19 protein-coding genes are annotated in these 23519 nt (G+C 46.0%); 13 read left to right on the top strand and 6 right to left on the bottom strand.

Annotated elements, in window-relative coordinates:
- Positions 1-708 carry an SAM-dependent methyltransferase gene (locus HNP76_RS05855; RefSeq protein WP_184658436.1) on the bottom strand — a complete coding sequence of 236 codons (708 nt, stop codon included), beginning with the start codon at positions 706-708 and terminating at the stop codon, positions 1-3.
- Positions 709-885: 177 nt separating this feature from the next.
- Here HNP76_RS05855 and HNP76_RS05850 point away from each other — a divergent pair, with 177 nt between their 5' ends.
- Positions 886-1719, top strand: coding sequence for a sugar phosphate isomerase/epimerase family protein (locus HNP76_RS05850; RefSeq protein WP_184658434.1), 834 nt, complete (start codon positions 886-888; stop codon positions 1717-1719).
- On the opposite strand, the gene HNP76_RS05845 is transcribed toward HNP76_RS05850, so the two are convergent.
- Positions 1716-3047, bottom strand: coding sequence for a DUF763 domain-containing protein (locus HNP76_RS05845; protein WP_184658432.1), 1332 nt, complete (start codon positions 3045-3047; stop codon positions 1716-1718). The two genes, HNP76_RS05850 and HNP76_RS05845, sit on opposite strands and share 4 nt — an antisense overlap.
- A 178-nt stretch (positions 3048-3225) precedes the next feature.
- Between HNP76_RS05845 and HNP76_RS05840 the strand changes: the two genes are divergently transcribed.
- From HNP76_RS05840 to HNP76_RS05810, 7 genes are all read left to right on the top strand, one after another.
- On the top strand, positions 3226-5151 hold the full coding sequence (locus tag HNP76_RS05840) for a hypothetical protein (RefSeq protein ID WP_184658430.1): 1926 nt from the start codon (positions 3226-3228) through the stop codon (positions 5149-5151).
- Positions 5152-5171: 20 nt separating this feature from the next.
- Complete coding sequence (locus tag HNP76_RS05835; RefSeq protein WP_184658428.1) at positions 5172-7073, top strand: glycoside hydrolase family 36 protein; 1902 nt, start codon at positions 5172-5174, stop codon at positions 7071-7073.
- Positions 7074-7106: 33 nt separating this feature from the next.
- Complete coding sequence (locus tag HNP76_RS05830) at positions 7107-8603, top strand: DUF6937 domain-containing protein (protein ID WP_184658427.1); 1497 nt, start codon at positions 7107-7109, stop codon at positions 8601-8603.
- Positions 8584-9276: a TetR/AcrR family transcriptional regulator gene (locus HNP76_RS05825; protein ID WP_184658425.1), complete on the top strand. Its 693-nt coding sequence runs from the start codon at positions 8584-8586 to the stop codon at positions 9274-9276. Before HNP76_RS05830 ends, HNP76_RS05825 begins: the two co-directional genes overlap by 20 nt.
- Positions 9277-9290: 14 nt before the next feature.
- On the top strand, positions 9291-10736 hold the full coding sequence (locus HNP76_RS05820; RefSeq protein WP_184658423.1) for a glycoside-pentoside-hexuronide (GPH):cation symporter: 1446 nt from the start codon (positions 9291-9293) through the stop codon (positions 10734-10736).
- 145 nt (positions 10737-10881) lie between these two features.
- Entirely contained in the window at positions 10882-11331 is a 450-nt protein-coding gene (locus HNP76_RS05815) for a low molecular weight protein-tyrosine-phosphatase (protein WP_184658422.1), read from the top strand.
- Positions 11332-11387: 56 nt separating this feature from the next.
- Positions 11388-12611: an LL-diaminopimelate aminotransferase gene (locus HNP76_RS05810; protein ID WP_184658420.1), complete on the top strand. Its 1224-nt coding sequence runs from the start codon at positions 11388-11390 to the stop codon at positions 12609-12611.
- Between the two features lies 1 nt (position 12612).
- Here the strand turns inward: HNP76_RS05810 and HNP76_RS05805 are convergent, their stop codons facing one another.
- The 4 genes from HNP76_RS05805 to HNP76_RS05790 form a co-directional block, all read right to left on the bottom strand.
- Positions 12613-13842: a hypothetical protein gene (locus tag HNP76_RS05805; RefSeq protein ID WP_184658418.1), complete on the bottom strand. Its 1230-nt coding sequence runs from the start codon at positions 13840-13842 to the stop codon at positions 12613-12615.
- 15 nt (positions 13843-13857) lie between these two features.
- Complete coding sequence (locus HNP76_RS05800) at positions 13858-15198, bottom strand: OmpA family protein (protein ID WP_184658416.1); 1341 nt, start codon at positions 15196-15198, stop codon at positions 13858-13860.
- A gap of 97 nt (positions 15199-15295) precedes the next feature.
- Positions 15296-16336, bottom strand: a complete 1041-nt coding sequence (locus HNP76_RS05795; protein WP_184658413.1) for a lytic transglycosylase domain-containing protein — start codon at positions 16334-16336, stop codon at positions 15296-15298.
- A gap of 100 nt (positions 16337-16436) precedes the next feature.
- Positions 16437-17372: a tetratricopeptide repeat protein gene (locus HNP76_RS05790; protein WP_184658411.1), complete on the bottom strand. Its 936-nt coding sequence runs from the start codon at positions 17370-17372 to the stop codon at positions 16437-16439.
- A 140-nt stretch (positions 17373-17512) separates the two neighbouring features.
- Here HNP76_RS05790 and HNP76_RS05785 point away from each other — a divergent pair, with 140 nt between their 5' ends.
- From HNP76_RS05785 to secF, 5 genes are all read left to right on the top strand, one after another.
- On the top strand, positions 17513-18118 hold the full coding sequence (locus tag HNP76_RS05785; RefSeq protein ID WP_184658409.1) for a hypothetical protein: 606 nt from the start codon (positions 17513-17515) through the stop codon (positions 18116-18118).
- A 5-nt stretch (positions 18119-18123) separates the two neighbouring features.
- Entirely contained in the window at positions 18124-19869 is a 1746-nt protein-coding gene (locus HNP76_RS05780) for a tetratricopeptide repeat protein (protein ID WP_184658406.1), read from the top strand.
- Between the two features lie 135 nt (positions 19870-20004).
- Complete coding sequence (yajC, locus tag HNP76_RS05775) at positions 20005-20388, top strand: preprotein translocase subunit YajC (protein WP_184658404.1); 384 nt, start codon at positions 20005-20007, stop codon at positions 20386-20388.
- Between the two features lie 24 nt (positions 20389-20412).
- A complete protein-coding gene (gene secD / locus HNP76_RS05770) occupies positions 20413-22203 on the top strand; it encodes a protein translocase subunit SecD (protein ID WP_184658402.1) in 1791 nt (596 codons plus the stop codon).
- A complete protein-coding gene (gene secF / locus HNP76_RS05765; protein ID WP_184658400.1) occupies positions 22203-23435 on the top strand; it encodes a protein translocase subunit SecF in 1233 nt (410 codons plus the stop codon). Before secD ends, secF begins: the two co-directional genes overlap by 1 nt.
- Positions 23436-23519: the final 84 nt, after the last annotated feature.

Raw genomic sequence — 23519 nt, 5'->3', positions numbered from 1 at the left:
TTATTTATATAGTAGAAAGATGGTCGGAATCTTTGCGATTTCGGCCTTTTCTTTTTTCCACTGGGCTATCGTTTTTGTCTTGATTGACTCTTGGTCAGTGGTGATTCCAGTGGCTATGCAGAGCTTGCTTTCGGGGCGGCAGGTTTTTATGATTGCCTCCAGCATTTTCTGATTGCGGTAGGGAGTTTCGATAAAAAGCTGAGTCTGGTCTTCTTTCCAGACCTTGTTTTCCAGCTGCTTGATTTTGCTTTCGCGTTCGCCGTTTTTGACCGGAAGGTAGCCGTTGAAGGCGAAGTTCTGGCCGTTAAAGCCTGAAGCCATGATGGCCATAATCATTGAGTTGGGGCCTACGAGCGGAACTACAGGAAGATTCTTTTTCTGAGCAATTTCTACAGCCCGGCTTCCTGGGTCTCCGATGCAGGGGCAGCCAGCGTCAGAAATCACGCCTATGCTTTCGCCTTTTTCGAGCGGCAAAAGAATTTTTGAAAGATCGGCCTTCTGGTCCGTGTGCTCGCTTAGCTCGGTAAAAGTGCAGCTGTCAATCGGAAAATCCTTGTCCAGCGAAATCAAAAATCTTACGGCTGCCTTGCGGCTTTCGACGATAAAATGCCGGATATTTTTAACAATCTCAAAATTATAAGAAGGAAGAACCTGTTCATTCGGAGTTTCGCCCATCGGGCAGGGGATTAAGTATAAGGCTGTTTGCATGATTAGATTATAGCAGAAAAATTTTAAATTAGGAATTAGCAATCAGGAATGAGAAATTAGCAGAAAATTTAAAACTGTGAAAAGAAATTTATCTTTCTATCTATATAAATCTGTGCTAATCTGTGAAAATCTGTGGATGTCTGTAATAATCTGTGGATAATTATATTGGAGAAAAATATGAAGATTTTGATTAGACCGCATGATATTGGAAAAGGCTCGGCTGACTGGCTGGGCGAGACTGCTCATGAATGGGGCTTTGACGGAGTTCAGCTTGCCATTGCCAAGGCTGTCGAGGGGCAGAACGGAAATCCCGGCACCCTTACGGACCAAGTGGTTTCTGAAATCCGCAATGGCTTTAATTCTCACGGCGTTGAGATTCCTCTTCTGGGTGCTTATTTTAATCCTGTCCACTCAAACAAGGACAAGGTAAAGCTGGGGGCAGAAAAATACGCTGACCATCTGCGCCATGCTGCTGAATTCGGGGCAAAATTCGTCGCTTCTGAGACAGGTAGCTATAACGATGACAAATGGACTTACAATCCCAAGAACCAGACCGAAGAAGCCTTTCAGGAAGTAAAGAAGATTTTCGCTCCCATGCCTGCAATTGCAAAGAAAAGCGGAGTTTGCATGGCTTTGGAAGGAGCCTGGGGCCACTGTATGTACAAGCCGGAACTTCTCAAGCGACTTGCCGACGAAATCGATCCGGACCAGGAAAATTTCCGCTTTATCGTTGATATTTACAATTATCTTTATATCGGGAACCACGAGGAACGGGCAAAGATTTTTGAGACCTGCCTCAAGCTCTTCAAGGGCAAAATCGCGGGCTTCCACCTCAAGGATTATGTCGTAAATGGTGACGAGCTTGAAATCGCGCCGCTGGGAAGGGGCCTTATGGGCTGGAAAGATTTCCTTCCGCTCATAAAAGCCGAGTGCCCGGATGCCTACCTGATTTTCGAGGGTGTTAAGGACGTTCCGAATTCCCTGAAATTCGTAAGGGAAATTGTAGGCTAATCTGAAACAGTCCTTCCGCCCCATTCTTTTGAGTGGGCGCGTTCGTGCTCTAGCGTTGCTTCGAAGTCTGCCATTGGCTCACAGTTTGCTTCAATCTGGCGGGCTGTGGCGTTCAATCTTCTGATGCATTCGCTTTTATCGTTGTAGCCCAGCTTTGATTTTTCGATTGCATCTCCGAGCACGCGGATTGACTCGTCGTAGATGCGGCAGGGGACAGGGAAGGGGTGACCGTCCTTGCCTCCGTGGGCAAAACTGAAGCGGGCCGGGTCAGAGAATCTGCTTGGTGTGCCGTAAATCACTTCGCTTACGAGGGTAAGGCTCTGCAGGGTGCGGGGACCGAGCCCCGGAGTGAGCAAAAGGGACTCAAAATCCTTGTTGTCGCTTTCGTAAGCCGTTGCCAGAACAGAACCCAGCCGATTTAAATCCACGTCTTCCGGCCTTACTTCATGGTGAGATGGCATTACAAGATTCCTGTCGTTACGGATTAAGATTTGACTACCCTGCCAGCTTGGGGCTTGGGGTGAAACCCCAGGAGAAGGGGTAGCGGAAGACGGCTTGCCGGCTGAAGCGAGGGGAAGGCTTTCCCCCTCAAAATCAAACTCCAGTTGTTTTGAAAAATCATTTCCTGAGATTTTTGCGATTTCCTTAATCATCCGGTCGGGATTTTCGTGGGTGAGGGTGAGGATTGTTCCCCTTGTTTCCCTGGCATTGCTGTCCGTGAGGTTTAAAATCTTGCCCTGATTTTCGCCCGTGACTCCTGAATGGGGATTTTCCACGAAAGAACGAAGATTTTCCGAGCTCCAGTGGTAGCGCCTTGCCGTCCGAAGATTTGTGTTCATTCCCTGCTGGACTACGACCCAGTCTCCCTCGTCACTGAGGACAAAATTGTGCATGTAAAGCTGAAATCCGTCCTGAACAGCGCAGCCGTCGACCTTTGCCGTGAGCTTGCTTGCATTTACCAGGGAAGTTCCGTCGAGGCCTGTCGCGTCTGCAAGATACAAAAGCTCGTCGGGTGTTTTTCGGGAGTATTTTCCGCGGCCGCCACATACGCAGAGACCGAATTCCCGGGCCCTTTCGTTGATTCCCCTTTTGAGGGCGTACATTACGCTGGTGGTGATGCCGCTTGAGTGCCAGTCCATGCCCAGAACCGCTCCCAGTGACTGAAACCAGAGGGGATCACTGAGGCGCACCAGCACTTCTTTTTTGCCGTAGTTAATAAGAAGGGCTTCGACAATTTCTGTTCCGAGAAGTTTCATTCTGTCTGCCAGCCACTTGGGGACAGTGCCCGTATGAAGGGGCAAATCCGCATGGCCTGAACGCTTAAGCATGATGAAGTGATTATATCGGTTTTGTTCAAAAAAATCCCTTATTTTCTCAAAAACGAAGTGAAATTTTTGTTGACAGAAAGTGATAGTGATACTATCATAAACCTTGAAAAAGAAATGATAGTACTACTATCAAATTAACAAGCGACTTCCAGAAAGGATACAAAAACAGGAGGACAATATGAAAAAAATTATTGCTGCGGCTTCGGCTCTTGCTCTTACAGCAGGCCTGGCTTTTGGCGAAACTCACGAGACTTTGAAAGCCCGCACATTGCAGACTGGCGTTGGTGACATTTCTTTTGGTGCATGGGGCAGGTCTACTTTCAATGTTGGACATGAGAGCAATTCTACTAAGATTACAGTGGATGCAAACTCTACAGCTAAAAATGCAGAGAGTGAATTTATGAAAGCAGCAATGGCTTATGAGGCAGCTAAGGTTGCTACAGATGCTTCAAGCCTTACTTATGTAAACACTGCTGTTGGAATGGCAGCTTCATCTGTTGGTGCTGAAGCCAACAATGTTAAAAATGTTACTCTTGCAGCTGACAGTTCAAATTTTGCAGAATATGCTGAGGCTGTTGCTACTTATGCAGGTTATACAGCTGCCCTTACAGCATACGGAAAAGGTGCAGATGTTCCTACTGTACTTGGAACAGCAAAGTCTGTTGGTGGCCAGGTAGGAGATTATGCAACAAAATATGCTACTGCCAAAGCCCTTGTAGCTGCAATTGAAGAAAAAGACGAGTCTTCTTCACGCAACTACGCTGGCCTTGCTCCTGACTGGTCTTATGGAAGCCGCGTTGGATTCTGGATTATCGGCCGCACTCCTGACGAGCACTTCGGCTTTGACTTCAACCTCGACTCAGACGCACGCGCTCTTTTCGTTCATAAGCTCTGGGACTCAAACGAATCTGCTGATAAGGTAAACTACAACGAGGACGGAAAATATGCCGTTGCAATCGGTGACCAGGCAAAAATCTGGGGTCTCTTCGACAACGACCTCTTCCAGACAAAAGTTGCTTTCGGCCGCATGCGTGAGCAGGAACTCCGCGGTACAATCGGTGATTTCGGTCAGCGTGAGTCTGGCGACGTAAAATCTGAGGACGATATTTTCCAGGAAATCTGGACTGCAACAGGTCTCTTCGCTTCAATCAAGGGTAACGAGGATTCTCCGCTTGCCGGCTTCTACATGAATGGTGCAGTTGATTTTGCAGGAACTTTGGGCGGAGAAAGTGCCGCTGATACTGACAGTGGAAAATCTGTCCGCCTCTATGATGCTGTCCGCGACTCACAGTTTGGTATCGGTTACACACTTCCTGGTCTTTTCCAGATTAAGGCTCAGTACTGGGGCGATTCAATTTCAGAATCAAACTACCGCTACGAAAAAGCTAAGTATGCTTCTGCCCGCGCCGCTGGATTTGACATGAACGATTACTATGGTAGAATGGAATTCGGTATCGACTGGCTTGGCTTCATGGGTGGAGCTACAAGCTTCCTCGACCCTAACTTAAATCTTTCAGAAACACCTAACGCTAATCTTATCGAGCTTGGCTTGAAACTTCCTCTCGTAAGCAAGAGTGAATTGCGCGAATATGATCCTGAGAAGTTCTACAACTGGTACGCTTGTTTGGGAACAATGGGCGTCATCAAGCAGGGATTCATCATGTACAAAGGTCACGTTTGGGGCGGAATGGGTACTTCAAACTTGAGCCAGTATTCTTATGGTCTTGTCAGCATGAAGGCTAATGAAGGTGCAGACATCGTTATGGCTGGTGCTGACTTCCTCGCTGAGGTTTGTATCAATCCATTCGGCAAGCAGGACGTTTTCGTAGGTCTTTCTGGAAACTACAACATCACTTCTGCAAATGCAAGCGGAAACATGACAAGCGGTCTTTCTGTAAAGGACTTGAAGTTGAACCAGCACAAAATCGCTGCTGAGGTCTATGTAAAGAAAACTTTTGCTGCCAACAACTTTATGTTCGCCGGAATCGCTGGTGACTTCACACTCCAGTCAATGGAAGGAAGTGTAAACGACGTTGTAGACCTTAAATATGACGGAAAAGCAAGCAAATTCTACATGCCAATCGGCGTAGAGCTTTTCTTCTAAAAATAACAAGGAGCTGAGTCATGAAAGAGATTGAAAAAAAAGAATATTTTTTTCACGGTGCGGACTGCACTGACAGTGAAAACAGAATTTTTGCAAATCTTTCCATTGACTCGCTCGTTGAATCTTACTTTGCCGGTGACGATGCCGAATTCTGCGAGAATCATGACTTCGCTTTTTACGCTTCGGGCTGGCAGAGCTGGGGCTTTGGCGGTGAAATTGATGCCGGAAGATACCAGAAAAAATATTTTCCGATTGTTCCCCAGTGGAAACAATATTTTACTGTTCCGGGAAAACTTCCTGAAAATCTTCGCTCAAAAAAACTGCTTGTTGGAAGTTTTTTCATCTACTTGCGCTGGAACCTAAACGGCAAAAATCTTTACCTTGCCCTGGCCTCAACAGGTAATGTTTCAGACCTTCTTCCTCCGGTGAATTTCTATGTTGACCGAAAGAAGCGGAAAATTACCTGCACGGCTTACGCTGACGGAAAAACCTGGCATGAGGGCGATAAAATCGCTGAGCTGGCAATTTTTTCTGCGCGTGACTTTTTTGAACTTCGTAAAATAACTCAGGAGCTTTTTCTTACTGACAATGCTGAGCGTTTTAGCTCCTTGGGTTTCCTCAATACAACTCCCTACAAAAACAAAATCACCCTTGGCGGCTGGGAATCCTGGTACAATCACTATGCTGACATCAACAATGAGCTTATCAAAGTCGATTTGGAGAGCCTGTCGCATACTGAAAATTTAATCAAAACCCACTTTATGGATTCGAAAAAGCCCTGCGTATTCCAGGTTGACGACGGCTGGGAAATAGCCCTCGGTGACTGGGATGCCCGAAAAGACCGCTTCCCCCAGGGAATGACGGCCCTGGCTTCATCGATTTCAGACAAGGGCTATGTTCCGGGGCTTTGGATTGCTCCCTTCATCATCGACTGGCGCAGCGACTTTGCCCAGAGCCACCGGGACTGGATTTTGTGCGATAAAAAGGGAAAGGCTATCGCTGCCGGTTTGAATCCTCTCTGGGGCGGAACTTTCGGCAAAAATCAGCCGGCCCTTCCGTATTCATACTTCTGCTTTGATTTGAGCCGGGATGAAGTCATTGAATATCTCGACTCCCTCATGGAAAAAGTTGTGAATGAGTGGGGCTTCCGCTACATCAAGCTGGACTTCATGTTCTCAGGAATGATTTGCGGAAACTTTAAAAACGGCGGCTCAGCATATCAGTGGTATGACCGTGCCGTCAAAGTCCTTACCAAGCGCAAGGTCAATAAAAAGGGAGAAAATGTGGCTTATCTTGGCTGCGGAATGCCATTTGAGTCAAGCTTTAAATCCCTTCCTCTTTCGCGAATCGGGCCGGACACAAAGGAAGCCTGGGATGTAGCCTGGATGAAGAAAGCAAATTTCCCTTCAAGAACGAGTGCCTTCCTTAACATGCAGAGCACACTGGGACATGCTTTCTGGAATCAGTGCATTTACATCAACGATCCGGATGTCGTTTTCCTGCGTTACGAAAACATCACTTTGAACGACAAGGAAAAGGTCCTGATTGCCCTCGTAAACTATCTTTTTGCAAGTCAGATTATGCATTCGGATGATCCTGTGCATTTTGACACAGAAAGGGAAGGGGCGCTCACAAAAAAAATCGAGGCCCTTTACAAGCTTTTTGAATTTGAGGATTTCGGCCTTGAGAACAGGAATTCGACATCTTACTTCATTTTCTCAAAGAGCAAGTATTCGACGGATTCGAAATACACGGGCTTCATCAATCTGAGCGACGAGAGCATTAATATAGAAAGAAGAGAACTGATTTCAAGATTCCGGGAAAAGACCGAGAATCTTGAGACTGTAATCGAATACGGAAATCGTGACGGCGAAATCTTCACATTTGAGCCTCATTCGATTTCAATTTACGAAAGAAAATAGAATTTACGAGAGATAATAGGAGAGAAGAGTTTTATGGATAAAAGCTCTGTGATTTTTGGAAATGTAATCGATAAAAAGACACTCCGCAAGGCTGCGGCCCAGCAGAAAAAATTCATTAAGAAGTTCGGGGATGACAGGAACCTTCCCTATCATCTTGCTGCCGTTGACAATGAAGTGCTCACTCCTGCTTTCGGGGCAAAAGTCCTGGTTCTTTCAAAGGAGCCTATGGGACCTCTTCCTGAAAAGTCAATCATCATCGGAAACATCCGCATGGGATTCGGTCACTACCGCATTTCAATGGCAATGGCAAGTGCGGCTCACGCAATGGGTTACACACCCCTCTGGCTTGACCTCAATTCCTTCCCGGAGACGACCTGTACAAAAATCATAGCCTATCAGAATAAGCTTTATTCTATGGCAAGCCGCCTTTCCCAGAAATCTAAGCTTTTCAACAAGCTGGTCTGGGATCCCCTTAACACGGAGGGCTTCAAAAAACTTTCCTACAACGCAGGGGACCAGAAGACTGCCGAGCTCATGACTCCGGTCTTGAACGATCTTGCGCGCGAAACTCCCTTTATTGCAACTCACGTCTGGCCAGCCCAGGCTGCCGTTCACGCGGGCTTCAAGTCTGTCGTAAACGCAATTCCTGATAACTGGGCCATGGGACTTCACTTGAGCGAGGGTGCCCTGCATCTTGTTCAGACTCCTTCTTCTTATCTTTCGTACAGAACGCTTAAAGGCTTTGACGGAGAAAAAATCCTCAATCCAATGGGCGAAAAGGACATCTGCTATGCAGGTCACTACATGGACGACGAAATGGTCAGAAATATCGAGTCTGACTGCAAAAAACGCCTTGACCGCATTCAGAACGGAAAGCCTCTCCGCTTCCTTTTGACAATCGGCGGTGCCGGAGCCCAGGGAGACTATTTTGCTTCTTTGATACGCACTTTACTTCCATATATAAAGGGAGGAAAGGCAGCCCTTTACCTCAACATCGGTGACTACGAAAATGTCTGGAACATGTTCCGTGAGAAAATTCCTGGAATCGAGGCCCTTTCAAAGACTCACTTCCACGACTGGAATCATACAAAGTCTTTTGCGGAAATCGCCCTGAACGACGAGCTCTGCTCATTCGACGCATCTTCTGGAATCCATGTTTTCTGTCACAAGGACATTTTTGCAGCCGTTTACGCGACAAACCTGCTTATCCGGGCCTGCGACGTGCTGATTACAAAGCCGAGCGAGCTTGCCTTCTATCCTGTTCCAAAGCTTATGATTCAGCATGTCGGCGGTCATGAGTGCTGGGGTGCAATCCGTGCCGCAGAAGTCGGTGACGGAACTCCTGAATGTCCGAATCTCGATTACGCCTGCCATATGCTGCGCTGGTTTATAGAAACACCAGACTTACTAGAAAAAATGAATCATGCTATTATGGCTAATAAGAAAGCCGGAATTTACAACGGAGCATATCATGCCGTTGAAAAGGCGGTTGGAAAAGAGGTTAGCGGATATGAATGGGCAGGTCAGTGAGAAAAAGAACGAGACTCGTAAAGAAAAGAAAGACGGAAGAATCCAGTCAATAATCGAATGTACTTTCGGGCTCTTTGCAGATAACGGAATCGAAAACATCTCGATGAATGACATTGCGGCCGAAGCCAAAATCGGCGTCGCTTCTTTGTACAGGTATTTCCAGACAAAGGAAGAGCTTGCGATTGAAGTTGCAATTTACGCATGGAATCTTGAAACGGCTGTGTTCAACGAAGTCTTTACTTCCGAAAAATTTGACTCACTGACCGGTTTCGAGCAGATGAGGGAACTGCTTGAAATTTTTGCCGATGCCCTCGTTACCCAGCGGAGTTTTTTCAGCTTCGTCTACTATTTTGATTCTTTCATCAAAAAAGAGAAGGTTAGTCCTGAAAAACTCCGTGAATATGAAAAAACGATTGTCGTCACAAGCGAAATCGTAGTTAAGGCTCTGGAGAAGGGAATCAGCGACGGTTCGATTTCATTCTCTGGCTCCAAAAATGAAGTTCTTGCTGCTTCCACAACCCAGGAAATGTTCACCACGATGATGCATTCCCTTTTCTGCCTTGCCCAGAAGCTTTCGATTTCAGGAGAGCTTTTGAACATGGACAGAAGCGTGGCGGCCCGCAAGCAGATTGAAATTTTGATAAATATAATTCTTGTTGCATTGAGAAATTAAGAAAGGAGACTCCTATGCTGGGACTTAAGGAAAAAACTTCGTATGGACTTGGAGCTGTCGGAAAGGACATGGTCTACATGCTTTCTGCAAGCTACATCCTTTACTATTTTCAGGATATTCTTGGCGTCAGTGCCGTTGCTATGGGCGTAATTTTGCTCGTCGCACGAATTTTTGACGCATTCAATGACCCCATTATGGGTGTCGTCGTCGCAAAGACAAAGAGCCGCTGGGGAAAATTCCGTCCCTGGCTTTTAATCGGAACCCTCACAAACGCAGTAGTCCTTTTCCTCATGTTCGCAGCGCCTCCTGCTCTTGATGCCTCTGGTCTTGTTGCCTATGCCGCAGTCACTTACATCCTCTGGGGCGTTACCTACACGATGATGGACATTCCTTACTGGTCAATGATTCCGGCTTTCACAAACGGCGGAAAAGAGCGCGAAGGCCTTACAACCCTTGCACGAAGCTGTGCCGGAGTCGGTTCCGCAATCATTTCAATCCTTACCATGATTATCGTTCCCCTTCTTGGAAACATGTTTGCCGGACAGGTGCCTGCTGAGCTTGCCTCTCGCTATCCTGGAAAACAGTGGATTGAGCTTGCCGGATTTAAATATTTCACGCTGGGTGTTGCGGTTCTTTTCGTCCTCTTCACACTGATTATGTGCCTTACAATCAAGGAAAAATCATCTGTAGACATGAAGACTGCAAAAATCAGGGAAATGTTCCGCGCCCTTCTTCAGAATGATCAGGCAATGTGTGTGGTCCTTACGATTGTCGTCATCAACGTTGCCCTTTACATCACATCAAACCTGGTAATCTACTTCTTCAAATATGACCTGGGCGGCACAAACTGGAATGACGGTTATGCCCTCTTCAACATGGTCGGCGGCGGCACACAGATTCTGGCTATGATGATTCTCTATCCGCTTTTGAGAAACCTGCTCAAGCTCAACAACATCAAGATTTTCTACGTCAGCGTTGGAATGAGCATAACAGGCTACATAGCCCTTCTTGCAATGGCAAGTCTTGGCGTAAGCTCAGTAGTTCCCTTCCTCATTCCGGGAGTTCTCGTAATGGCAAGCGCAGGCGTAAACAACGTAATCATCACGGTCTTCCTTGCAAACACAGTAGACTACGGCGACCTTAAAAATCACCGCCGGGACGAAAGCGTAATCTTCTCAATGCAGACCTTCGTCGTAAAGCTGGCATCTGGAATTTCTGCCTTCATCGCATCAATCGCTCTCTCAATCCTCAATTTGAAGCAGATTACCGACTGCGGCCAGAACATGAACATCGACTTTTCAGAAGGAGTTTCCGCCGCATCAAAAATGGGACTCCGCATGGTAATGACCCTTGTACCGATTTTCGTCCTGATTTGCGGAGCCATCATCTTCAAGAGCAAGTTCATTCTGACCGACAAAAAAGTCGAAGAAATCAGCGAAGAACTCAAGGCAAGAGGCTAAAAAAAATAGGGGAGGGGGAAAGGCTTTCCTGGGGAGCCGGTCGCCGAAGGCTGCGCCTGAAGCGCGAACTCCACTTCCTTGCGCCCCCACCTTCTCCTAAGGGCAAGCCCTTAAAATCCTTTTTTATTTCTGATATAATCCCTGCATGAAAAAAATCCTCTTTATCTGTCACGGAAATATCTGCCGCTCGCCAATGGCAGAAATGGTAATGAAGCACTATGTCAAGGAAGCAGGGCTTGAAAAAAACTTTTACATTGATTCTGCCGCCACTGACTACGATGAAATCGGAAACGGAATGCACCGAGGAACCCGGCAGATTCTCAGTCAGAATGGCATCCCCTACACTGACCACAGGGCCCGCCTGGTTACCCCGGACGACTACAATGAATTTGACCTTCTGATAATCATGGACGGCGAAAACGAGCGCCACTTGCGCCGCCGGGTTGGTGAGGACACAGAGGGCAAAGTCCACTATCTTCTCGAGTATGCCGGCCTTGACCGTGACGTTGCGGACCCATGGTACACAGGCAATTTCCAGGAAACCTGGGATGACGTGACTTTAGGCTGCCGCAGCCTGCTTGATAGTTTATCTTAAGGAAAATTAAAATTCCCCTTTTACAAATCCATGCGTTTCGTTAGAATAGGCTCACTATGATTAAAAGAAACACTGGATTTGCAAATTTGACCGCGGGCTATTTGTTCCCTGAAGTTGCCCGCCGCCGCCGTGAATATGCTGCTTCTCATCCGGAAGCAAAAATTATTTCTCTCGGAATCGGAAATACAACAGAGCCGGTTTCAAAACACATTGCAAGTGCCATGAGCGATTACGCCCTCGGCCTTGCTACTCCTGAAGGCTATTCAGGCTATGGTGACGAGCAGGGAAATTCTGCCCTCCGCCAGAAAATCGCTGAAGTCTTCTACTCTGGCAAAGTTGATGCAAGCGAAGTCTTCATTTCAGACGGAGCAAAATGCGATATTGCCCGAATTCAGACCCTCTTCGGAAATGACGTAAAGGTTGCAGTTCAGGACCCGGCTTATCCTGTCTATGTCGACGGTTCTGTAGTAGTTGGCGCTGCCGGCGAAAACATCGGAAGCGGCTACAAGGGAATCACCTATCTTCCTTGTACAGAAGAAAACAGCTTCTTCCCGGACTTGAGCAAAATCGAGCCTGACACACTCATTTATTTCTGCTCTCCAAACAATCCTACAGGCGTTACAGCCACAAAAGAGCAGCTGAAAAAGCTCGTTGACTATGCAAATGCAAAGGGCTGCATCATCATTTACGATTCTGCTTACAGCGAGTTCATCCGCGACTCAAATCTTCCTAAATCAATTTTCGAGATTGAAGGTGCTAAAACCTGTGCAATCGAAATCAATTCATTCTCAAAACCAGCAGGCTTCACGGGCGTTCGTCTGGGCTGGAGCGTAGTTCCAAACGAGCTCAAATTTGCCGACGGTTCAAGCGTAAACAAGGACTGGAACCGCGTAATGACAACTCTCTTCAACGGAGCTTCAAACATCGCTCAGGCTGGCGGTCTTGCAGCTTTGGACGAGCAGGGCTTAAAGGACATGAAGGCTCAGGTCGACTATTACCTTGCAAACGGCAAAAAAATCAAGGAAACACTTGACGGAGCCAACTTCAAGGCAATGGGCGTTGAGGCATACTTCACAGGAAACGGTCCTTATGTCTGGGCTAAATTCCCTGGAAAAAAGAGCTGGGATGTATTCGATGCAATCCTTGACAAGTGCCACATTGTAACGACACCAGGTTCAGGCTTTGGTCCAGCCGGTGAGTCTTTCATCCGCTTCAGCTCATTCGGTCACCAGGCCGACGTTGAAGAGGCTTGCGGACGACTCAGCAGCTTCTCAATGTAGGTTAGAATTCTTTTTTATAGCCGATGTGCAATTTAAAGGCGCCCGGCTTGCTGTCAGCAAACTTGTTCATGTTGGCAGTAAGCAGGACGTTGACTTTACCGCCGTCGGCTTCAATTTCTGTGAAGGGGCAGAATTTTACGTTCATTTTATCCATAAAATCGCTGTCGCCAAAATCCTTAAAGTGCTTGCCTTCAAATCCCACCATGCAGTGAAGTCCTGCAGTATAATTCCTGTGCTTTTTGTACATTGTTTCGGCATACATCTGCATGTCCAGACCGAAAGTATCTTCTATTAAAAAGCTTTTTCCGACAGATTCAGCTGATGCAATTTTCTTTGAAGGAATGTTGTAAATGCTGATGTTAAGTCTTGCGTCGCCAAACTTAAACCTCGGCTCAAAAATGAAGTGAGTTTCATTCAGGTCAAAATCCCTGGAATTGTCGCTTTTTCGTACCGGGAAGTAGTCAAATGCAAATTGCAGGAAAAGCGAGCTGGTTGAGTATTTGTTTCCGATAAGAATGTCCGCGCCTGAGTGCAAGTAAAGTGTGTCGATTAAAAGCACTACGTCTTCATTACTGGAATTTTTTGTGTAAAGTGGGGCTCCCAGTCCTGCCAGCATGTCAATCGTCAGGAATTTGCCGGCCATTGCGAACCTCAAGTCTGCGTTCAGCTGGGCTGCGTCATCGTCATTTTTTTCTTCGTTCTCATAGTTTTTGCTTACGACAAGACCGAAACTTGCAGGCAAATTTCTGAGGGTTAGCGAGTAGCTTCCGCCTGTTCCAAAAACCTCGTAAGCGGAAAGTCCGTTTTGCCCAAGATAGCTTTCTGTCAAAAGGGAAGAGTATTTTTCTACACCAAGTCTGCGGATTATGAATTTCTGGCTTCCGATTGATTCATTGCAGCCCTTAAAAAGAGTCAGAGTGTGGGTTGCTCCCATGAAAGACTGGGTGAAAGTTCCTGAAAGTTCGTTGAGCCTGAAGATTGCGTCAGCTTCTTTTGTAACTCCGTTTTCGTATAAGTCGCCTGTCTGAATGGAAAATTCGCCCTGCACTGAAAATGATTTTGATATTGCCAGCTGGCCTCCGAGAAAGCCGCTGAAAACAAGTGCCGGATCAAGAGCGAAAGATTTTTTATTTACAAAACTTGAGGCAAGTCCTGTCTCGCCCGAGAAAAAAGTTCCTGCAAAAAGAGACGGAGCAAGCAGAAAAATAATTGCTCTAAGAATTTTTTTCATAGGACTCCTCTTTTTTTATTTCCTTTGGATGTAAGTTGCTTTTGGCCTTGCGGTGATGATTACACGCCTGTTCAAAGCCCTTCCTTCCGGAGTAGCGTTTGATGCGACTGGCTGAGTTCCGCCGTAGCCCTTGTAGCTGAAAATTGAGCGCGCCAGACCGTTTTTGACAAGCTCATTGATAATAGTCTGAGTTCGTGCGATTGAAAGATTCATCTGACCGACAGGCTTGTTTACGTCGGCGGTGTGTCCTTCAACGAGAATCGTAAATGCGTCATCTCTGTTTACGTCTTTGAGCAGCCTTGCGAGATTTGCCATTTTGGGCAGTTCTGAATCCAAAAGCTGTGCGCTGTCCGCTACGAATTTCAAATCATACAATAATTGGATAAAATCTTCCTTAATATTTATGATCGGAGCTTCCTCATACTCTGGGAAATAGCTCTTAATATCGAGGAATGGAGCATAGTATTCCTGAATCTTGTCATCAGTCTTGATGGAGTAGGTCAGGTTTTCCTTGTCGAGAAGAACGACGACCTTGCCTTCCTGCAAAAGCTTGAGGTTTTCCGGCACGGAAAGAATCTTAAGGGCGTCCTCGCGGGAAATTACCGGGTCAGTACGAAGGTGGCCGTAAACTTTCCTTGCCTTTATGTGAAGGGGGTCTGAGCCAATTCTTGAGTGATAGGAAGTTTCATCATCCCGCCAGTCGTAGCCAATCATTCCGTTCTTGAATTCTGACTCAGGATTGCCCATGTTGCGCTCGTAAATCAAATTCATGTTTTCGTCCCAAATCTGGGGAAAGAAGCAGGGATAAACTGAGTCAGTCATGAATTCGCCGTGAACGTCAAGCTTGCCCCTCGCGTCGATTATGATTCCTGTGTAAGTTCTTGAAGAAACATTCTCAATCGGCTTTGCGTTTTCGTATGGAAAGTGATGCTTAATCATCAGTGAGGAAATTTCGTGAAGGTTGATTGTGTGGGTCGTCTTGAGGGTAAGGCTTCCGTCTGTAAAGATTCCCGGGCTCTTTTTTCCCTCGTCGATGATTTTTGTAAGCTGCTCAAGGGTAATGTTGTTTGCAAGCAAAAGGTCGCCGATCTGCTGGCTCGAATTGACATAGAGGGAGAGAAGGGGATCCTTGATGAGGTCAGGAAGCTTTGTGTCCACAAAATTGATTGCCGCGCGTTTTCCCGATGGCATGCTGATTCTTGCACGCTCAGTGTCCAGGTTTACGTCAGATACAAAAACTGACTTTGACCAGTCGATTACGCTGGAAGACGAGATTACTGGCTTTCTTTCCAAGGCAGCTGCATTTCCTGCCAGAATTGCGGATATAATCAGCGAAGATAAAATTGACTTTCTCACGGCACGTTCCTTTAAATAGTTCTTCAACTTAGATTATCGGCAAGTAAAAATGAAAACTGAAAATTGAAAGTTGAAAAATAAAATTTTTATGGCAGCCTTACTGCATTCTTTCGATTTCAAAAATCGCTTCCTGTGCGGCTCTTTTCATTCCCATGGGAAGCCTGAGCTGATAGTTGTAGGGCGGAGTTTTTCCCTGAAGCAGCTCCGTGTTGAGGCTCTTGAGTATGCTGTGGTCAAGCCTGATTTCCTGGGCAAGCCGGTCCAGTGAAATTTCCCTGCTGCTTGTCGCATAGTCAAAGTCTGCGTAATGCCTTGACTCGCTGATTTTTGGAAGGGTGACCTTGTATTCCTCACCGTTTTCTGCAATCTCATTGATGGCAATCAGCTTTGGAACGTAATTTATTGTCTCTTCTGGAATTAAATTGTGCTCGCTGAGGTACCAGAAGCTTTTTACAGGGGATTTTTGAAGTGCCCGCCTCATGGCTCCGGCTCCGCAGTTATAGGCCCCGATTGCAAGAGGCCAGTCATTAAAGGTCTTGTAGTTGTCCTGAAGCTTTGACAGGGCCGCGCTTGTTGCCTTCCAGGGGTCAAGCCTCTCGTCGAACCACTCGTTTTTCTTGAGGAAGGGAGCCATCGAGTTTTCCATGAACTGCCAAAGTCCCCTTGCTCCGCTTCGAGATTTTGCCGTGGGCTTGTATTCGCTTTCGACCAGGGGCAGGTATTCTAAAATTGCGGGCATGTTTCGTTTTTTAAGCTCCTGGCGGACGTAAAGGCGGTAATATTCTCCGTCGTCAAGAATCTTGTAGAGGCTTTCCTTTCCGAATTGAGTCATGTAGCGGGCAATGTATTCGTGGATTATTTCCTGCTCGTACTTGCCCTGACTTAGCTTTATTCCGCCTGCTTCCTTTATGATTTTCTTCTGCTTGTGCTCAAGAAAGGCCTTCTGCCTCTCGTAATCTTCTTCGTCAAAGAGCTTGAGAATCTGATTTAAGGGCGAGTCGTCTATGTAATATTCATCAGCCGGAGGAAGTTTCTCCAGCTCCACCTTTTCAAGAAATTCTTCGTTTTCGACGGAAAAGAGTGGAAGCGAAAAAATGAGAAAAATGAATATGAGGGAAGTTTTTTTAAAGCTTTTCACCGAAGTAGATTCCTGCCCATTCCCAGCGTCCGTGGATTTCTGGGTCGGCAGGGAAGTTTACTTTGCGGAAATACAGGTACCAGACGTTGATGTACTGGCTTCAGCCCCAGGTGCGCAGGTAGGCTTCGGTCGGGGTGGAAGTGTCATCCAGGCTTTCGTTGTAGCGGATTCTGTTTCCCAGCATGAAGTTGTGCATTGAGAAGTTTTCGAGTGCGTTTGGGTCAGATTCGCTTGACTTCCAGCTCATTGCGAAGAAATTGACTTTTGAGCGGTAGCGGTCCAGGGATCGCCAGTTGTAGCTGGAAATTGCTTTTTTGACGGCATTTTCGAGGGCGTCAAGTGACTCAAAGGTCCAGTCTTTTGGGGATTTTGCGAAATCGACCATCTGGCGGGCCTTTGTGTAGGCATCCGGAATGCCCGGAATCTGAATCGTTGAGGAATCAGGCTGCTCCAGGAAGAGGGAGTATGATTTGAGGGCCATATCCCATTCGCCCACGTTCTCATATTCGAGGGCCAGACGGAGGTACATTTCGGTGATGCTTACGTTCTGAGGAAAATTGCTGATGATTCGGTTGAAGTAGTTGATTCTGTTTGCCGAGCTTTTGCTGATTTGAATCAGGTGCTGCAGGCAGGCGAAGTGAATTGAGTCTCCGTTTACAAGCAGGTCTGAAAAATTGTTGATGATGCGCTCGTAATAGTATTCCGCAAGTGGTTCTTCCCCGGCTTTTAAATAATTTGATGCGACCATGAAAAGCCAGTAGGCGTCGTAGGAGTCTCCTGGGTGAGTTTCAACCCACTCGGTAAGAAAAAGAACCATGTCGTCTGTTCTTCCCTGGGAGTAAAAAAGGTTTGCGATTCTGTTGATGACCGCATAGCGTGACTGGGCGGAAATTGTCTCGTCCTCAAGGAGATTTGCCAGCTGGCTTAAAGTTTCTTCTGTGCCGTCAGTTTTTGAATTCCTGCTGCATCCCAAGATAAAAAATGCTGAAAAAGAGCAGAATAATAGCGATGCAAAAAGAATGGTCCTTTTTTTCATGATTTTAAAAATATCACAAAACCAGCATTTCCTCAACGACATAAATTTGTGATTCTCCAATTTCTCTAGAAATTTCTTTGTTTCTATAGTATTCTATTCTGATTTACTTTCTTTTTTGTTTTTACCTTCTGGAGTTTGATATGAAAAAAATTACAGTTCCCATGTTGAATATTCTGCTTGCCGCAGGCGTAATTTTGATTATTGCCGGACTTCTTCTTATTTCCCGCTTTTCACACGGCTTCGGGCAGGTCTTTCCTGTCGCTTCCGTCTGCATAATGATTTTTGGGGCTGTCGTTTTTTATATAGCCATGACTCTGATTCACTGGGCGATTTTTTTCTTTGCGGGCCTGCTCCTCTTTTTCCTGGGCCTCTGCATGACCTTCGTTTTTACGAGCGTCCTTCCTTTTGGTCCCAGCCATTTGTGGCCCATCGCTGTCCTTCTTTGCGGAGTCTGCCTCATCCTCACCTGTATTTTCAAGCACCGTAAGGTCCGCGGCGTTTATTTGTTTCCAGCCGTCCTGATTGAGATTCTGGGGCTTGTTTTTCTTTTATTCTCAATGAACGTAATAAAAATTTCCTTCTCTGTCTTCGTATCAAAGTGGGGGCCTCTCGTACTGATTCTGGCCGGAGCTGCCCTGGTAGTCGTCTTTTTCTGGCAGAGAAATTTCAATGATTTCTTTCCTTACGATAAAGATGAATTATCTGACTTAACCGACGAAGATGAAAAAACTTTTTACGGGGAATAAGTGATTTGAAACAGTCATGGCGGAAGTTTTCTGCCTTTGTCTTTCTTTTTTTGATTTTTCTCACGCTCGCTTCTGCAAAAAAGAAGAAATCAAAGTCCTCTCCGGCAGAAGAAAAGCCCTTTGCGGCCGACGAGTCTCAGGCGACTTCGATTGCAGTCCCTGAGCGCAGGGATTTTTCTTATTTTTCCGGAATAGACCCTGAGATTATCGAAAATGTTGAGAAGGGCACGCCCGATTCCCTTCGCGCGGCAATCGCTTCCCTCAAGCGCGGCAAGGAATCGATGGCTGAAAATGAGCAGGTTCTTCATTACATAGCGGTTTCAATCATGCAGCTCTGCTGGAAGTCCCAGAATTTTACTGAGCCAACTAGCGGTCAGGACATTAAAAATGACTACACGGGCGCGATTTCTTCTTCCCGCAACGGATTTTATGATTGTCCTAACGAACCAAAGGATTTTTTTGCCGCAGCCCTTCCGTCTCTTGTTCTTGCGGCCTCAGAAACCCGCAATGATTATTATGAGCAGTCAGAAAAGGCCCTGCTTCATGCCCTTTCCCTTTATCCTTCGTCAGTCTTCGTAAATTATCTTCTTGGAATCCTCTATAAAAGGACCGGCGATTTTAAGCATTCCAATGAGTATTTCGGTTTTGCTTCTGACATGTCATCCTCAACTTTTGAGTGCTCCTATGCCTTTGCCGAAAGCTTCATGCCCCTTTCAGACCCTTCAAGTGCTTTTTCCCTTGCCGAAAAAATGCTTGTCTCTTATCCCCAGAATAAAAAACTCCTTCAGCTTTGTGCCGAGTCTTCCTTTGCGGCCGGAGATTATGCAAATTCCGAGCTTTATGTAGGCCGTGTCTTGCAGATTGAGCCAGAAAATTCCTATTATCTGCTTTTCCGTGCGAGAATTCTTGTGCAGAAGGGGGAGTATATCCGTGCCGCATCCCTGCTCGATGCCTATTCAAGAAAGGACTCATCTTCCCGCGACTATCTTGTCCTCCGCTTTGCCGTTCAGAAAAACTGGAACAAGAACATTTCGGCTGCCACTGCAACGATTGAAAACGCCCTTGTCCTTTATCCCGATGACGACCAGATTATACTTGAGGCGGCCCGCCTTGCTTCTGATTCTGGCGTGAAAATCGCAGGAAAGAGCGGTGAGGCCCTTGCCGACCAGATTCTTGAAAAGGACCCGGAAAATTTTTCTGCCCTTCAGATTAAAATTGACTCCATGGTTTATGAGCTCAAGTGGAAGGAAGCCTACAAGGCCAGTTCGGCCCTCATCAAAAAGGAAAGCGTTCCAAATACGGCTTTTTATACCCACATCAAGATTTGCCTTTCGTCAGGTCACAAGAATGAGGCCTGGCAGTACGCTTCAAGGCTTTATTCCGAAAACAGCGGTGACGAAGAAGCCCTTCAGTCTTATATCGAGGTTCTTGTCTCAACAGGCAGGACGGCAGAGGCTTCAAGGCTGATTACCCAGCTTCTGCCTGCTTCCGCCGCAAAAATGAAAAGTTTCCTCTATTATCAGCGTAGTTTTTTGTCGAACGGAGAGGCTGCCATTCTTGCTGATTTGCGCTCAAGCCTTACCGCCAACCCCCGCAACAGGGATTCTCTTTTCCGCCTTTACCGTATTTATTACAACAAAAAGGAATACCGCAAGGCCCAGTATTACCTCAAGCAGGTCGTCGCCCTCTCTCCAAAGGACGAAAATCTCCTGATTCTCAACCAGGAACTTGACCGCTTGCTCAAAAATTAAAATATATCGCTTTTTCTCAATGACATAGGGTAGAAATACCTTGATTTTGACTTCATTTAATGATATTCTGATAAAACCTATTTTAAACTGGTAAGAATACGGCTTGATAAACTGCGTTCTTATAGGAGTCAAAAAATGTTTTTATCATTACTTCAGGCGAATCCAGCTACTGGCAGCCAGACTTTGATGTCAGTCGTTCCATTCGTCCTCATCATCGCTATTTTCTATTTCTTTATTATTCGTCCGCAGAATAAAAAACAGAAAGAAACTCAGAAAATGATTGACGCACTCAAAAAGGGTGACAAGGTTGTTACAATCGGTGGAATCCATGGTGTAGTCACATCAACAAAAGAAAAAACTGTAATTCTTAAGGTTGATGAAAATGTAAAAATCGAAGTCAATCGTTCTGCAGTTGCTGGCGTAGAAAAAGAGTCAGCACCATCAAAATCGGAAAAAAAGGCTGATGAGTCAAAAGAGGCTTCAAAAGAAGAGTCTTCTGATTCAACAAAGTCTGAATAAATAAAAAAATACCGGAGTAAAAAAATGAACAAACGAAGTCGTTTCATCATTATTCTGGTAGTTCTTGCTGTCTGTTTTGCATTCCTCTGGCCATCAATCAGTTGGTATGCAAGAACTCCAAAGGACCAGCAGACTCTTGCGCTCGGTTCTCTTGAAAAAATCAAGGACTACACAGTAGTAAAGGCAAAGGAAGAGTCGGATAAGCTTATTGCCATGGCAAAAGCAAATCCAGAGGCCTCCCTTGATCCATCTTATGATTACCTTGTAAAAGCTGCAAAAAAGAATTACAAGGAAAATGCAAAAGCTTACAAAGCCGCTGGTCTTGAAGCTCCAAAAGCACCTGAAGTTATGAACGTCGGTGCTGTTTTGGATTCATTCACAGGTCCTTCTGCTTTGGCTGACTTGCGCGCCGTAATCGAAGGCCGCTACCGCGATGAAATTCTTGCTGCAAAAAAACGCTACAATTCATCAGTTAAGCTCGGCTTGGACTTGAGCGGCGGTATGAACATCATCGTTCACGCAGATTTGAACGCAGCCCTCGCTTCTCAGAAAAAAGACAACGAGGTTGCTGATGAGGCTCAGTTCAAAAAAGACGCAATGGCTCAGGCTATTGAAACTTTGACTGGCCGTATCGATAAATTCGGTCTTACTTCTCCTGTTATTCGTCAGCAGGGTGATGACCGTATCTACATTGAAATTCCAGGTGCCGCTGATTCAGAAAGCGTAAACACAATCATCATGGGTAAGGGAATCCTCAATTTCCGCCTCGTTGATGAAAACGCTACGGCAGCCGTCATGAACTACTACCGCGCAAACGGTATCCTTTTCAACTCAGACGGCAAACTTCTTGATCCTTCAATCCTTCCTGCAGACTGTGACGTAATGGGCTTCTATGAGAAAGACGATTACGGTCTTGACCAGCTCGTTCGCGGCGCAGAATATATCGCAGTCAAAAAAGAAATCGCCCTCGACGGTAAGCATGTCAAATCAGCTCAGGTTTCTGCTGACCAGACAACTAACCAGCCAGAGGTTAACTTCATGCTTGACTCAGAAGGTGCACAGATTTTCGCTGACTTCACAGGTGCTCACGTAAACGAGCGACTTGCAATCGTAAGCGACAACAAAATCAAGTCTGCTGCTACAATTCGTCAGGCAATCAACGGTGGACAGGTTTCACTTTCGGGCGGATTCAGCGTAGAAGAAGCTCAGAACATTCAGAAGGTTCTCCAGACAGCATGGCTTGAAGTTCCTCTCGAAGTTGAGAGCCAGCAGGTTGTCGGTGCTTCCCTCGGTGAAGCTGCAATCAAACAGGGTATGAACGCCCTCACATGGGGCCTGGCAGCAGTCCTCGTATTCATGATTCTTTACTACATGGGTGCAGGTTTCAACGCTGTTGTTGCTCAGGTTTTGAATATGTACATCATGTTCTCAGTTTTGAGCGCTTTCAACCTCACACTTACACTTTCTTCTATCGCAGGTATGATCCTTACAGTCGGTATGTCAGTTGACGCCAACGTAATCATCTTCGAGCGTATCAAGGAAGAGCTTAAAAACGGAAAGAGCCGGGCAGCTGCAATTGCTTCAGGATTCGACAACGCTTTCTGGGCAATCATGGACTCTAACATCACAACATTCATTGCGGCAGCATTCCTTTCAAAATTGGGTACAGGCTCAATCCAGGGCTTCGCTGTTTCACTTGCAATCGGTGTTTGTTCATCAGTATTTACAGCTCTCGTAGTTTCACGCCTCATGTTCGACTTCAACACTGACGTCATGAACAGAAAGACAATGAGCATCGGCTGGGGAGTAAAATAATGAAAAAAGTAATTCAGTTTAGCAAATTTTTCCCTGTCGCTGTAGTTTTGAGCGCAGTAATCATTATCGCAGGCATTGTTTCAACAGCAACTCGCGGAATCAACTTCGGTCTTGATTTCAAGCCTGGTATGATTGAAGAAATTAAAATCGCAAACGCTGTCCTTGAGGTTACTTACAAGGGAACTGCAACAGTTTCTTTGGAAGCAATTGACGACGGTGTTCAGATTGTAGTCAGCGGTATCGGTGAAGAAAACCGCACAGTTTCAATTCCTTATTCTGAAGTAAGCACAGTTTCTGAGCTTGCTGCAAAAATCAACGGTGTAAACGGCGTTTCTGCCCACATCAAAAAGGAAATGTCACTTCCAAAAGCTGGTCTTTTCGTAAACTCAGGCTCTTCAAAGAACCTCGGTGAAAAACCACTCAACCTCTTCGCTGCAGACGAGAACGCCACTGTCACAGCTGATGACATCCGCGACACTCTCAAGGCATTCAATGATGTTGACGTAAAGGCTCTTGGTACAGATTCAGAGCGTAGCTTCCAGATCCGCATGGGCGTTACTGGCGACGAAGGCAAAACAATCCAGGCTGATGCAAACAAAGCCCTCGCTGAAAAATTCGGTGCAGACAAGGTTGCATTCGTTAAGTCTGACTTCATCGGTGCTCAGTTCTCACAGACTTTGATCCGTGACTCAATCATCCTTGTTCTCGCAACGTTGGTTTTGATTTTCATTTACTCTGCAATCCGATTCCACTGGGATTTCGCTCTTGCAGCTGTAATTGCTATCGTTCACGACTCTTTGATTATGGTTTCTTTCATCTCATTCATTCAGATGGAATTCAGCACAACAACTTTGGCCGCTATCCTTACAATCATCGGTTACTCAATCAACGCTACTGTCGTTATTCTTGACCGTGTACGAAGCGACATCAAGGTCGTTGAGGCAAAAACATTCAAGGAAGTTTTGAACTCAGCTCTTTCTTCAACATTGAGCCGCTCTATCATCACAACTTTGACAACTTTGTTCGCAGTTCTGGCTTTGTTCTTCTTCACAACAGGAACAATCCATGACTTCTCATTGGCCCTCACAGTTGGTTTGATTTCTGGATGTTATTCTTCTATCTTCATTGCAGGTGCATTTATCCTCGCAGTCCGAAAGAACCAGAAGTTCCAGACAATCGTTGCAAATCCAAATGTAAGCCAGTTTAAGGCAGAAGAGTCAGATTCTGAGTAGTTTTTGACTTTTCAGGTTAAACACCTTGGTCTTTCGAGGCTAAGGTGTTTTTTTATTTAAAATTCCTGTCATATAAAACTTCCC

Origin of the sequence: Treponema ruminis (assembly GCF_014201975.1) — a bacterium.
Lineage (GTDB): Bacteria > Spirochaetota > Spirochaetia > Treponematales > Treponemataceae > Treponema_D > Treponema_D ruminis.
This window is presented reverse-complemented; position numbering and strand designations above follow the sequence as displayed.